12 protein-coding genes are annotated in these 12,914 nt (G+C 69.3%); 5 read left to right on the top strand and 7 right to left on the bottom strand.

What is annotated here, in order from left to right:
• Positions 1-87: 87 nt before the first annotated feature.
• The 4 genes from gyrB to recF form a co-directional block, all read right to left on the bottom strand.
• A complete protein-coding gene (gyrB, locus tag EO081_RS14900; protein ID WP_129342995.1) occupies positions 88-2,607 on the bottom strand; it encodes a DNA topoisomerase (ATP-hydrolyzing) subunit B in 2,520 nt (839 codons plus the stop codon).
• 61 nt (positions 2,608-2,668) lie between these two features.
• On the bottom strand, positions 2,669-3,427 hold the full coding sequence (locus EO081_RS14895; RefSeq protein WP_129342993.1) for a ZIP family metal transporter: 759 nt from the start codon (positions 3,425-3,427) through the stop codon (positions 2,669-2,671).
• Positions 3,428-3,674: 247 nt separating this feature from the next.
• On the bottom strand, positions 3,675-5,120 hold the full coding sequence (locus EO081_RS14890; protein ID WP_129342991.1) for a DEAD/DEAH box helicase: 1,446 nt from the start codon (positions 5,118-5,120) through the stop codon (positions 3,675-3,677).
• Positions 5,121-5,303: 183 nt separating this feature from the next.
• On the bottom strand, positions 5,304-6,377 hold the full coding sequence (gene recF, locus EO081_RS14885; RefSeq protein ID WP_129342990.1) for a DNA replication/repair protein RecF: 1,074 nt from the start codon (positions 6,375-6,377) through the stop codon (positions 5,304-5,306).
• 96 nt (positions 6,378-6,473) lie between these two features.
• On the opposite strand from recF, the gene EO081_RS14880 reads away from it, so the two are divergent.
• On the top strand, positions 6,474-6,812 hold the full coding sequence (locus tag EO081_RS14880) for a hypothetical protein (protein ID WP_129342988.1): 339 nt from the start codon (positions 6,474-6,476) through the stop codon (positions 6,810-6,812).
• A gap of 184 nt (positions 6,813-6,996) precedes the next feature.
• Here EO081_RS14880 and dnaN read toward each other — a convergent pair whose 3' ends face one another.
• Positions 6,997-8,115, bottom strand: a complete 1,119-nt coding sequence (gene dnaN / locus EO081_RS14875) for a DNA polymerase III subunit beta (protein ID WP_129342986.1) — start codon at positions 8,113-8,115, stop codon at positions 6,997-6,999.
• A gap of 183 nt (positions 8,116-8,298) precedes the next feature.
• Positions 8,299-8,955, bottom strand: a complete 657-nt coding sequence (locus EO081_RS14870) for an outer membrane protein (protein ID WP_129342984.1) — start codon at positions 8,953-8,955, stop codon at positions 8,299-8,301.
• A 135-nt stretch (positions 8,956-9,090) separates the two neighbouring features.
• Between EO081_RS14870 and EO081_RS14865 the strand changes: the two genes are divergently transcribed.
• The 4 genes from EO081_RS14865 (at position 9,091) to EO081_RS14850 (ending at position 12,273) form a co-directional block, all read left to right on the top strand.
• Positions 9,091-9,747 (top strand): histidine phosphatase family protein, encoded by a 657-nt coding sequence (locus EO081_RS14865; RefSeq protein WP_129342982.1) that lies wholly within the window; start codon positions 9,091-9,093, stop codon positions 9,745-9,747.
• Entirely contained in the window at positions 9,744-10,229 is a 486-nt protein-coding gene (locus EO081_RS14860) for a hypothetical protein (protein WP_129342981.1), read from the top strand. Before EO081_RS14865 ends, EO081_RS14860 begins: the two co-directional genes overlap by 4 nt.
• Before the next feature lie 66 nt (positions 10,230-10,295).
• Positions 10,296-11,510 carry a dual-specificity RNA methyltransferase RlmN gene (gene rlmN / locus EO081_RS14855; protein WP_129342979.1) on the top strand — a complete coding sequence of 405 codons (1,215 nt, stop codon included), beginning with the start codon at positions 10,296-10,298 and terminating at the stop codon, positions 11,508-11,510.
• 7 nt (positions 11,511-11,517) lie between these two features.
• Positions 11,518-12,273 carry a sulfite exporter TauE/SafE family protein gene (locus EO081_RS14850; protein WP_129342977.1) on the top strand — a complete coding sequence of 252 codons (756 nt, stop codon included), beginning with the start codon at positions 11,518-11,520 and terminating at the stop codon, positions 12,271-12,273.
• Here the strand turns inward: EO081_RS14850 and EO081_RS14845 are convergent, their stop codons facing one another.
• A complete protein-coding gene (locus EO081_RS14845) occupies positions 12,274-12,885 on the bottom strand; it encodes a flavin reductase family protein (protein WP_129342975.1) in 612 nt (203 codons plus the stop codon). It abuts the gene before it with no gap.
• Positions 12,886-12,914: the final 29 nt, after the last annotated feature.

Below are 12,914 nucleotides of genomic sequence, written 5' to 3'. Positions count from 1 at the left end.
GTTCTATGTCCGTTATGGCGCTAATAGCTGCCGCAGGCGCGGTGCAGCGGCAGCCGGTACCGGGAGGCGGCGCCCGCCTCCCGGAGATCACACGTCGAGGTTGGCGACGCTCAGCGCGTTTTCCTGGATGAACTCGCGGCGGGGCTCCACCACGTCGCCCATCAGGCGCGTGAAGATCTCGTCCGCGACGTCCGCCTGCTCGATCGCGACGCGTAGCATCGAGCGGTTCTGCGGATCGAGCGTGGTTTCCCACAGCTGCTCCGCATTCATCTCGCCCAGCCCCTTGTAGCGCTGGATCGACAGGCCCTTGCGCCCGGCGGCGAGGATCGCGTCGAGCAGCTGGCTCGGGCGGGCGATCAGCACCTCGCCCTTCGCCGCCGTGACCGGCGCCGCCTCGCTCTCCTCCAGGTCGGCGACCGGATTGTCCGCGTCGCTCGCATGGGCACCGCGCGCCGGCATCAGCTTTCCGGTGGCGGCATAGCTCTCGGCCTCCTCGGCGGTCAGCGCGTGGAGCTTGCGCCCCTCGGCCGAGGTCAGGAACGCGGCCTCGATCACATGGTGGTCGGTGACCCCGCGCCACACGCGACGGAAGTGCAGCGCGCCCTCTTCGGAGATGCTGGCACTCCAGCGGGCATCGCCATCGGTGCTGTCGAGCCGCCGAACCGCATCGGCCAGCCGCGTCTCGCGGTCGGCGCGCGACGCTTCGGGATCGAGCGTGCCGGACAACGCCAGCACCTCGACGATTTCGGGCGCATAGCGGCGCGGGACGTAGCGCATCAGCGTACGCATGCGGCGCGCATGGTCCACCAGCGTCTTGAGGTCGCTGCCGCTGCGGCCGCCGGCCGGCGTCTCCAGCACCTGCGCGGCCACTCCCGCGTCCACCAGATAGGCGTCCAGCGCGGCGTCGTCCTTCAGGTACACCTCGGACCGGCCGCGCGTCGCCTTATAGAGCGGCGGCTGGGCGATATAGAGATGCCCAGCTTCGATGATCTGCGGCATTTGCCGGTAGAAGAAGGTCAGCAGCAGCGTGCGGATGTGGGCGCCGTCGACGTCCGCGTCCGTCATGATGACGATCTTGTGGTAGCGCAGCTTCTCCAGATTGAAGTCGTCGCGGCCGATGCCGGTGCCCATCGCCTGGATCAGCGTGCCGATCTCGCGGCTCGACAGCATCCGGTCAAAGCGCGCGCGCTCGACGTTCAGGATCTTGCCGCGCAGCGGCAGGATCGCCTGGAAATGGCGGTCGCGACCCTGCTTGGCGGAGCCGCCGGCCGAGTCGCCCTCCACCAGGAACAGCTCGGACTTGGCGGGGTCGCGCTCCTGGCAGTCGGCAAGCTTGCCGGGCAGCGAGGCGATGTCCATCACGCCCTTGCGCCGCGTGAGCTCGCGCGCCTTCTTGGCGGCCTCACGCGCGGCGGCGGCGTCGATCACCTTCTGGATGATCTGGCGCGCGACCGCGGGGTTTTCCTCCAGCCACTCGGCCAGCTTATCGGCCATCAGGCTTTCGAGCGGCTGGCGGACCTCGGAGCTGACCAGCTTGTCCTTGGTCTGCGAGCTGAACTTGGGATCGGGCAGCTTGACCGAGACGATCGCGGTCAGCCCCTCGCGCATGTCGTCGCCGGTGAGGGTGACCTTCTCCTTCTTCAGCGCGCCCGACTTGTCGGCATAGTTGTTGATCGTGCGGGTCAGCGCCGCACGGAACGCCGCCAGGTGCGTGCCGCCATCCCGCTGCGGGATGTTGTTGGTGAAGCACAGCACGTTCTCGTAATAGCTGTCGTTCCACTCCAGCGCGACGTCGATGCCGACGTCGTCGCGGTGGCCGGTGATCGCTACCGGATCCGGCATCAGCGGCTGCTTGTTGCGGTCAAGCCACTTCACGAACGCGGCGATGCCGCCCTCGTAGAACAGCTCCACCTCGCGCCGCTCCTCGTGCCGGGCATCCGCCAGCACCAGCCGCACGCCCGAGTTCAGGAACGCCAGCTCGCGATAGCGATGCTCCAGCTTGTCGAAGTCGAACTCGGTGTGGTTCTTGAACGTGCCGCCGTCGCCCGGCACCTTCTCGGTCGACGGCAGGAAAGTGACGCGCGTGCCGCGCTTGCCCTCGGCCTTGCCCACGACCTTGAGCGGCGCCTCGGCATCGCCGTGGCGGAAGCGCATGTAATGCTCCTCGCCGTCGCGCCAGACGGTCAGGTCGAGATATTCGGAGAGCGCGTTCACCACCGACACGCCCACGCCGTGGAGGCCGCCCGACACCTTGTAGGCGTTGTCGTCGGACGTGTTCTCGAACTTCCCGCCGGCGTGCAGCTGGGTCATGATGACCTCGGCCGCCGAAACGCCCTCCTCCGGGTGGATGCCGGTCGGAATGCCGCGGCCATTGTCCTCGACCGACACCGATCCGTCGGGATTGAGCGTGATGAGCACCCGGTCGCAATGGCCGGCAAGCGCCTCGTCGATCGCGTTGTCGCTCACCTCGAACACCATGTGGTGGAGGCCCGAGCCGTCGTCGGTGTCGCCGATGTACATGCCGGGGCGCTTGCGAACCGCGTCCAGGCCCTTCAGGACCTTGATCGATTCCGCGCCATATTCGTTGGAGTTGGGGTTCGTCGCCATACCGAGGATATAGGGATTCACCCCCCGGAACGGAAGCAAAATGCGGGCGGCCGGGTGCCCCTCAGCCGGCCTTGCTCAACCAGAATGCGGCCAGGAAACCGGCGACCGCGATCAGGCCGGTATATTCATGCGTGTTCTCGGTCGCCTCCGGGATCATGGTATCGACCAGCATGGCAAGGATGGCCCCCGCCGCGACCGCGGTGATCAGCGCGACCCCGTCCGCGCTCGCCCCCGCCAGGAGCAGGTTGCCGAGCAGCGCCGCGATCCCGCTCGCAAGCGCAATCGCACCCCATACGCCGAACACATAGGCAGCGGAGCGCCCCGCCTTCTTCATGCCAGCGGCGGACGACAGGCCTTCGGGAATGTTCGACAGGAACACCGCGACGACGACGGTGGTGCTCACCCCCGCTCCGCCGATCAGGCTGATGCCGATGACGATCGATTCGGGAATGCCGTCGAGGAGCGCGCCCAGGGCGATCGCCGCACCGCCGCCTTCGCTCGCCTGCGGCTGTGCCTCCGTGCGTTCCGAGCCGGATCGCTTGCGGTGCCGGGCACCGCGGCGCGACAACCAGAGGTTGCCCAGCGTGTAGAGCGCCGCACCCCCGACAAAGCCGGCCGCGGTCGAATCGAGCCCGCCGCGCGCAAAGGCCTCGTCCATCAGGTCAAAGGCGACGGCCGAGATCAGCACGCCCGACCCGATCGCCATCACGGCGGCGACCAGCCGCTGCGGCAGCTCCACGATCCAGGCAATCGCCGCCCCGATCAGCAGCGCGGAGCCGCCGAGCAGGCCCCAGAGGCCGGCTTCGAGCCAGACCGGCATCAGCGTGCCCGCGGGGTCAGGTCGTGGGGGCAGCGCCGCATGCGCACATCAACGCCGCCGCGGCGGATCGGTGCCTTCGCCCCCAGCCCCGCTCCTGGGAATCCGTTCGTGCCGGGTAGGGGCTGCGCGTGCCGAAGACGCATATCGAAGCACCGGTGGCAGCCCTTCGACACGCGATTTCGACTTCGCGTCATGGCTACTCAGGACGAACGGGTCCTGTTCACGCAACCGATCTAGAGAATGCGCCTCAGCGTGCGACACCCTGGCCGCCGCCGCCGCCAGGACGGCCACCACGGCCACCCCGACGCGGGCCACCCGAGCGCTGGCCACCCGGACGCTGGCCACCGGGACGCGCACCGGCCGGACGCTCGCCTGCAGGCCGGTCGCCCGCCGGCTTGCCCTGACCCCCGCGCGACGGATTGCCGACCGGGCCGCGACCCGAGCCTGCCGGCTTGGCGCTGTGCGTGGCGCGCGGACGCGGCAGCTGGCGCTCGCCGGGAGCACGCTCGGGCCGGTCCGGCGCGTGCGGCGCGCGCGTCGCCTTGATGTTCGCCGCCTCGGCCAGGAAATTCTCCGGCAGCGGCACCACCTCGATCTTCTGGCGGGTCAGCTTCTCGATCTGGCGCAGGTACGGACGCTCGTCCTCGGCGCAGAACGCAAAGGCAATGCCGTCGTTGCCCGCGCGCGCGGTGCGGCCGATGCGGTGGACGTACTGCTCGGCGACGTTGGGTAGTTCGAAGTTCACGACATGGCTGACCCCCGACACGTCGATGCCGCGCGCGGCGATGTCGGTCGCGACCAGGATCGGCACCTTGCCCGAGCGGAACTCGCCGAGCGCGCGCTCGCGCTGCGGCTGCGACTTGTTGCCGTGGATCGCGTTGGAGGCGATGCCGTTGGCGCCCAGCAGCTTCACGACGCGGTCGGCGCCATGCTTGGTGCGGGTGAACACCAGCGAGCGGTCGATCTTGTTGTTGCGGAAGAACAGGGTCAGCAGCGCCTGCTTCTCCTGCTGCTGCACGAAGGTGACATACTGCTCCACGCGCTCGGCGGTGGAGGAGACGGGCGCCACCTTCACTTCGGCCGGGTGGGTGAGGTACTTGTCGGCGAGGTCGCGGATATCCTTGGGCATGGTCGCCGAGAAGAACAGGGTCTGGCGATCCTTGGGCACCATCGACACGATGCGGCGCAGCGCGTGGATGAAGCCCAGGTCGAGCATCTGGTCGGCCTCGTCGAGCACCAGGATCTCGAGCTCGTTCAGCGCCAGGCACTTCTGGTCGACCAGGTCGAGCAGGCGGCCCGGCGTCGCCACCAGGATGTCGACGCCCGATGCGACGTCGCGGATGTTGCGGTTGACCGGCACGCCGCCGAACACGGTCGCGACGTTCAGCTTGGTGTACTTGGCATAGGTGCGCGCATTGTCGGCGATCTGGCTCGCCAGTTCGCGGGTCGGCGCCAGCACCAGCATGCGGCAGCGCATCGGCTTGCGGCGGACGTTCGCCTTCACCAGCAGATCGATCGACGGCAGCACGAAGGCCGCGGTCTTGCCGGTGCCGGTCTGGGCGATACCGAGCAGGTCGCGCTGCTCCAGCACCAGCGGGATCGCGTCGCGCTGGATCGGCGTGGGTTCGGAATAGTTTTTCTCGGCCAGGGCATCGAGAAGCGGCTTGGAAAGACCAAGGGACTGGAAGGACATGGAAACCTGTGTGTAGCCGGCACGCGCGGCCAGGCGGCACGCACGGGAAGGCGGGGCAAAAATGCGACCCGCGTGACTTGGGAAGCCGGTGAGCGCGACGCGAGCCTCGGCCGCAAGGCCGGATCACGCTGCTTGTTTGAAGCGTCGCTGCGGTGCGGCAGATGCGCCCGAAGCCCGCAAAAGTCAAGGTTCGGGCCCGACCACCCGTCCATCGGCGACGTGGAACCGCGTCGCGTCCGTCCCGATCGCATCGAACAAGCCCGGCTCGGTGCCGGTCAACCAGACCTGACCACCGCCCGCCAGACGCTCGAACAATGCCGCCCGGCGGCCCGGATCGAGATGTGCTGCAACCTCGTCCAGCAGGAGCAGCGGCGGCCGCCCGGCCCGCTCCGCGACCAGCGCGGCATGGGCAAGCACCAGCCCCAGCAGCAGCGCCTTCTGCTCGCCCGTCGAGCAGCGATGCGCCGCCTGCCCCTTCTCCAGGTGCACCACCGCCAGGTCCGACCGGTGCGGCCCCGCCAGCGTCCGCCCCGCCGCCGCATCGCGGGTGCGGCCGGCGGCGAGTTCCGCGCGCAGTCGCTCGGCATCGCCGCCCCACCCCTCGATCGCCAGCCCGGCCCGCGGGAAGGCGCCCGCAGGGCTTGCCGCGATCCGCTCGGCAAGCATGGTCACCGTCGCCCGGCGCGCCGCATCCACTGCAGCGCCATGCTCCGCCATCCGCCTCTCCAGCGCCGCCAGCCATTCCGGATCCGCAGGACGCTCGTCCGCCAACAGGCGGTTGCGTTCGCGCATCGCCGCTTCGTAGCGGCTGGCGTGGCCGGCATGGGCCGGTGCGAGCGCCAGCGCCAGGCGATCCAGGAAACGTCGACGCTCGCCCGCAGGCTCGACGAACAGCCGATCCATCGCCGGGGTCAGCCACAGCACCGTCAGCCACTCGGCCAGCGCCATGGCGGTCGCCGGCGCGCCGTTGATCCGCACCAGCCGCCGCTCGGGCGCCTCGGACCGCGTGCCAGTGCCGAGCGCGGTCTCGTCCGCCAGCGTCGCCGCGACACCGAAGCCGCCGCTGCCGCCCTGGCGCGCCATCTCGGACAAGGGCGCACGGCGCAGGCCACGTCCTGGCGCCAGCAGCGACACCGCTTCCAGCACGTTGGTCTTGCCCGCCCCATTGTCCCCGGACAGCACGACAAAGCCCGGCCCGGGTGCGAGCACCGCGTCGGCATGGTTGCGGAAGTCGGTAAGGGACAGGCGCGCGAGCATCGTTGGCGCCGCTGTAGCGCAAGCCGCGCCCCAGTGCGACGCAACCTTCCGGCCCGCAGGGAATTGCCTCCAGCGGAACGATGAAAGGGGATGGTGATGCGGAAATGGTGGATTGCGGCGGCAGCACTGGCAGTTGCGGCCTGCGGGACGCAGACGCCGCAGGAGCGCGAGGCCGACCAGCTGCGCGACGCGGCAGAGGCGCAGGCCGACGCGATCGAGGCGGAGGCCGGCAACGTGGCGGCCGGGATGAAGGCGGAGGCCGAGCAGCTGCGCCAGCAGGCAGGCCAGGGCGGCGGCTATGACGCCCAGCGCCTCCAGGTCCGCGCCGAAGCCCGGGAGCGTGAGGCCAAGCTGGTCGAGGAACAGGCCGAAGCAAGGGCCCGCGCCGTGCGCGACGAGGGAAAGGCCCGCGCCAGCGCCGCGCTGGCGAAATAGCGGCAGGGCCGCCGGGTCCTACGACGATCGGCGTTCGTCACCATCCCGGCCCCGTACCCCGGCACAGGCCGGGGTCGGGACGAAGCCGCGAGGGTGCGCCACGGTCCGCAGTGCGCCGCAACTGGCACCCCGGCCTTCGCCGGGGTAGCGGACAGGTCAGGTCAGAGGAACGCGAACGCCTTCCTCACACGCGCATCGGCATCAGCACGTACAGCGCCGGCGACTTGTCGTTCTCGCGGATCAGCGTCGGGGCTGCCGCGTCGGCCAGGTGCACTTCGCACAGGTCGCCCTCGATCTGGCCCAGGATGTCGAGCAGGTAGCGGCTGTTGAACCCGATCTCGAACGGCAGCGCGCTATAGTCGCCGGGCACTTCCTCGGCAGCGGCGCCGTTCTCCGGGCTGGTCACCGACAGGGTGATCTTGTCGCGGTCCAGCGCCATCTTCACCGCGCGGGTCTTCTCCGTGGCGATCGTGGACACACGGTCGACGCCCTCCATGAAGCTCTTGGGATCGAGCTTGAGCAGCTTGTCGTTAGCGGTCGGGATGACGCGCGAATAATCCGGGAAGGTGCCGTCGATCAGCTTGGAGGTCAGGATCGCCTGGCCCAGGTCGAAGCGGATCTTCGAGCCCGACAGCGACACGCCGACCGAGCCGTCGACCTCTTCCAGCAGCTTGCGCAGTTCGGCCACGCACTTCCGCGGCACGATCACGTCCGGCATCTTCTCGGCGCCTTCCGGGCGCGGCAGCGTGACACGCGCCAGCCGGTGACCGTCGGTCGCCGCCGCCTTCAGCACCGGCTCGCCGGTGCCGTCCTCGGACACGTGCAGGAAGATGCCGTTCAGATAGTAGCGCGTCTCCTCGGTCGAGATCGCGAAACGCGTCTTGTCGATGATCTGCTTGAGCATCTCCGCCGGCAGCTCGAACTGCGTCGGCAGCTCGCCCTCGGCGATCACCGGGAAGTCGTCGCGCGGCAGCGTGGCCAGATTGAAGCGGGCGCGGCCCGCGACCACCGTCAGCCGGCCCTCGGCCGCCGACAGCTGCACCTGCGCGCCCTCGGGCAGCTTGCGCGCGATGTCGAACAGCGTGTGCGCTGATACGGTGATCGCGCCCGGCTGGTCGACTGCCGCTGCGATCGTCTCGTCGATCTGCAGATCCAGGTCGGTCGCCATCAGCCGAATCGAGCCGTTCTCCGCCGCCTCGATCAGCACGTTCGACAGAATCGGAATCGTGTTCCGCCGCTCGACGACGGACTGGACGTGGCTCAGCCCCTTCAACAGGGTCGCGCGTTCGATCGTCGCCTTCATCTTTTCAAAACCCCCGGGCGCCCGCCCTAGTCCTGGCCACCCGGTCGGGTGGGATTGGTCCGTTGTCCCACCTCTAGCGCGCAAAAAAGGGCCGGAGCAAGCTGCTCCGGCCCTCCTTGTCCCGATCGACGTCGCCAAGCCGGATACGACGGGCATCCGGCGTAGACGGCCGACCGGAAGCGCTTAGAAGCGCATGCCCACGCCGACCAGCACCTGGTGGCGATCGGTATCGACATCGAAGCTGTCGGTGGTCGAACCATCGCCGAACCGGAAATCCGCGCTCGAATAGTTCGAGTAGCGATACTCGAGCTTCGCGTAGGTGTTGGTGCCGATCGCCTGCTCGACACCGGCGCCGACGCGATAGCCGTCGAGTTCGTAGTTGCGATCGACATCGACGTTGCCGTTGTACCCGACGACGTTCAGCTTGGCGTTGGTGTAGCCGGCCTTGGCGTAGACCAGGGTCTGCGGGGTCGCGAGCACACCGGCGCGCACGCCGACGTAGATGTCACGGCCCGGGCTCACGCGGCCATAACCGAAGTAGTTCGGATCGCTGCGATCGGCCTTCACCTTGCCGGTCGAGTCGGTCAGTTCCGCCTCGAGGCCCAGCACGGCGCCGGAAACGGCGAAGTCATAGCCGACGTCCACACCATAGAGGAAACCATCGACGGTCTGGTCGTCGCCGTCGATGTCCGAATCCTCGCTGCTGCCCGGACGAACCGCGTCATAGCCGGCGACCACGCCGACGCGCGGGCCGGTGAAGTTCGGGTTGACGTCCTGCGCCATCGCCGGTGCGGCGAATGCGGAGGAAGCGGCCAGCAGGCCCAGAGCGACGTAACGCATAACACACTCCTGAATTGCTGCCCGAGGTACGCCGGGCACAGCGCTCAAATAGGCAACGCGGCGCCAGGTTTCATGAACCCCAGCTAAACAGGGATTTTCGTTGCATTCGCGCAACAGGGGCTTGAAAGCAGGGCGATGGTAAACAAGGCACGGCAGGGGCGCGACTTCATCGCGCGGCATGGCGAGACGGTCTACAACGTGGCCCGGCGCATGCAGGGCGACCACCTCCACATCCCACTCACCCGCGCCGGTTTTGCCCAGGCGGACGCGATGGGGGCGGCGCTTCGGACGCTGCTCGGGCCGAAGCCGAAGCTGACGCTGTGGGCTTCGACTGCGGGCCGCGCCCTCCAGACGCTGGCGATCATCGCCGAGCATCTCGAGCTCGACTGGCACCAGGCTCGCACCGACGCGCGGCTGATCGAGATCGGCATGGGCGCGTGGACCGGCCGCTACTATCGTGACGTGGCGGCCGAGTCGCCCGACTTCATGGACGAGGAGCATCGCCTCTACCGGCGGCCGCCGCCGGGCGGAGAGTGGTACGACGCGATTGCGGCCCGCGTCTCCGGCTGGCTCGCCGACACCGACGAGGATCCGGGCGACCGGTTGGTGATCATGCACGGCATGTCCAGCCGCGTGCTGCGCGGGGTCATGACCGGCCTGGACGTACTGCCGCAGTTCGCCGCTCCCGTAGCGCCCGACCTGCCGCAGGGTTCCATCGTCCGGATCGAGCACGGCGTCGAGACGGTCGTGCACCTCGGCACCGGCGACATCTCGCACTCGGCGCCGGCATGATCGCGGCCTTGCTGGCGGCAGTCGCGCTCGCGCAGGCCCCGGCTGCCACGCCGCCGGCGCGGCGCACCCTCGGCATCTTCGAGCGCTGGGGCGCCTTCGCCGATGCCGCTCCGCGGCGCTGCTATGCGATCGCCAAGCCGATCTCGCGCCGGACCGCGCTGTATCCGTTCGCCAGCGTCGCGACCTGGCCCGGTGCCCACGCCCGCAACCAGCTCCACCTCCGGCTCAGCCGCCGGCGTGCGCCCTCGGCGCAAGTGACGCTTTCCGTCGGCGATCGCCGCTTTCCGCTGCGCGCCGGCACGCTCGACGCCTGGGCGCCGGACGCCGCCGCCGATCGCGCGATCGTGTCCGCGATGCGCTCCGCGCGCAGCATGAGCGTGGAGAGCTTGGCCGAGGGCGGCCGGCCGTTCGTGGACGTCTATGCGCTGAAGGGCGCAGCGACCGCGATCGACGCGGCGGCACTCGCCTGCCTGCCCGCGTAGCCTGTCCCGAAACGGCGCTGGCGCCGGGCATGGAAATTGCCTGCAGATTCGACTATATGCGCGCCCATGCTGACAGTGTCGACGCCGCCGATGCCCATTCCGGGGCACATCGATCCCGTGCCCGTGCCCCGCGCGACGGCCAAGGCGCCGCGCCCCGACGGCCGCGTCGACCTGGTCGGGCTGTCCAAGCCGGCGATCCGCGAGGCGCTGGAGACTGCGGGCATGGAGCCAAAGCAGGCGAAGCTTCGCGCCAAGCAGCTGTGGCACTGGATCTACAATCGCGGCGCCACCGAATTTACCCAGATGACCGACATCGCCAAGGCGCAGCATCCGTGGCTCGCCGAGCGATTCGTCGTCGGCCGGCCGGACGTGGTCGAGGCGCAGGTCTCATCGGACGGCACGCGCAAGTGGCTGCTGCGCTCGCCGGACGGGCAGGATTACGAGATGGTGTTCATCCCGGACGCCGACCGCGGCACGCTGTGCGTCTCGAGCCAGGTGGGCTGCACGCTCAACTGCCGCTTCTGCCACACCGGGACGATGCGGCTGGTGCGCAACCTGACCGCGGGCGAGATCGTTGGCCAGGTGATGCTGGCGCGCGATGCGCTCGGCGAATGGCCGTCGAGCCCCGAGGGGCGCATGCTTACCAACATCGTGATGATGGGCATGGGCGAGCCGCTCTACAACTTCGACGAGGTAAAGACCGGGCTTCAGATCGTCATGGACGGCGACGGCCTGGCGCTGTCGAAGCGGCGAATCACCCTCTCCACTTCGGGCGTGGTGCCGATGATGGCTCGCGCGGGCGAGGAGATCGGCGTCAACCTCGCGGTTTCGCTCCACGCGGTGACCAAGGAGGTGCGCGACGAGATCGTGCCGCTCAACAAGAAGTACGGCATCGAGGAGCTGCTGCAGGCCTGCGCCGACTATCCCGGCGCCAACAATGCGCGCCGCATCACCTTCGAATATGTGATGCTCAAGGACAAGAACGACAGCGACGCCGACGCGCACGAGCTCGTCCGGCTGCTGCGCAAGTACCAGCTGCCCGCCAAGGTCAACCTGATCCCGTTCAACCCATGGCCGGGCGCGCCCTACGAATGCTCGACGCCGGATCGGGTCAACGCCTTCTCCGACATCGTGTTCGAGGCGGGCATTTCCGCGCCGGTGCGGCGTCCGCGTGGCCGCGACATCGACGCTGCCTGCGGCCAGCTGAAGACCGCCGCCGAGAAGAAGAGCCGCGCGCAGATCGACCGCGAGGCCGAGGAGAAGCTCGCGGCGCTCGGCTGATCGGGTCGTGGATTGGGGTGTCATCGCGCTTGCGGCCGTGGCCGGCTGCGTCGGCGGCGCGATGAACGCCCTCGCGGGCGGCGGTGCCTTTGCGACCATGCCGGCGCTCGTGGGGATCGGGCTTCCCGCCACGATCGCGAATGCCACCAGCAACGTCGCGATGCAGCCCGCCGCCATGGCGAGCGCCTGGGCCTACCGCCGCGGCCTCGAACCGCTCGGCGGCCTCTCGATCCGGCTGCTCAACAGCGTCAACTTCGTGGCGGCGCTGATCGGCAGCTCTCTGCTGGTCGCGACACCGCCGACGGCGTTCGACGTGATCGTCCCCTGGCTCCTGTTCTTCGCGTTCGGGGCAATCGCCGCGGGCCAGCGTGGCGCCGCCTGGCTGCGGGCCCACGCCACGATCGGCCCGCGAACCCTGATCGCGGCCCAGCTGCTGCTCGGCGTGTATGGCGGCTATTTCGGGGGCGGCATCGGCATGATGGTGACGGCGGTGTTCGGGCTGCTCGTCGGCACCGATCCCAAGCGGATGGCCGCGCCCCGCACCCTGATCCTCGCCACGGCCAACCTGGCCGCCGCCGGCGTGTTCGCAGCCTTCGGCATGGTCGCCTGGGCAGCCTGCATCCCGATGCTCCTGGGGGGAATCATCGGCGGCTGGGGCGGCGCCTGGCTGGGCGACCGCCTGTCCGCGCGCACCATCCGGCTTTGGACGATGGCCGTCACCGGCGTCACCACCGCCGTCTTCTTCTGGCGCGCCTACGGCTGATCAGCCCGGTCGCCGCATCTGGAACAGCGCGTCTCGGGCAATCTCGAAGTAATCGGCCGGGCCGCCGCCCCGTACGATCGGGCGCGCGCTGGCGGTCTGGTAGATGCCGTCCTCAAGCAACGCCGTGTCGATGTGGATGCCGACCGCCTCGCCCAGCACCAGCCACTGGTCCAGCGCCTGCCCCTCCTTCGTCTCCAGCCGCACGATCTGGGTCACCTTGCATTCGAACTGCACCGGACTGCCCGCCACCCGCGGCGGCGCCACCAGACGGGAGGGCAGGGCGTCGAGGCCCGTCAGGGTGAACTCGTCCGCATCGCCTGACGCCGAACTCGCGTTCATCGCCTCCGCCTGCGGGCGGGTCGCCAGGTTCCAGACGAACTCGCCCGTCGCCTCGCAGTTGGCGAGGCTGTCCTTGCGGCCCTGGGACGCGAAGCCGATTAGCGGCGGGCGATAGTTGAACGCGTTGAAGAAGCTGTACGGCGCGAGGTTGCGCCGACCGTCCGCACTCAGGGTGCTGATCCAGCCGATCGGGCGAGGCGCGACGATCGCGTTGAAGGGGTCATGCGGCAGGCGATGCCCGTCAGCGGGCTCGTAGAAGTGGAAGTCGGTCATGGTCGCCCCTAACGCGCGAGGTGGCCGGG

Origin of the sequence: Sphingomonas desiccabilis, from assembly GCF_004135605.1 — a bacterium.
In the GTDB taxonomy this organism is placed as follows: Bacteria; Pseudomonadota; Alphaproteobacteria; order Sphingomonadales; family Sphingomonadaceae; genus Sphingomonas; species Sphingomonas desiccabilis.
Note: the sequence above shows the minus strand (reverse complement) of the source record. Positions and strands in the feature narration are given on the sequence as shown.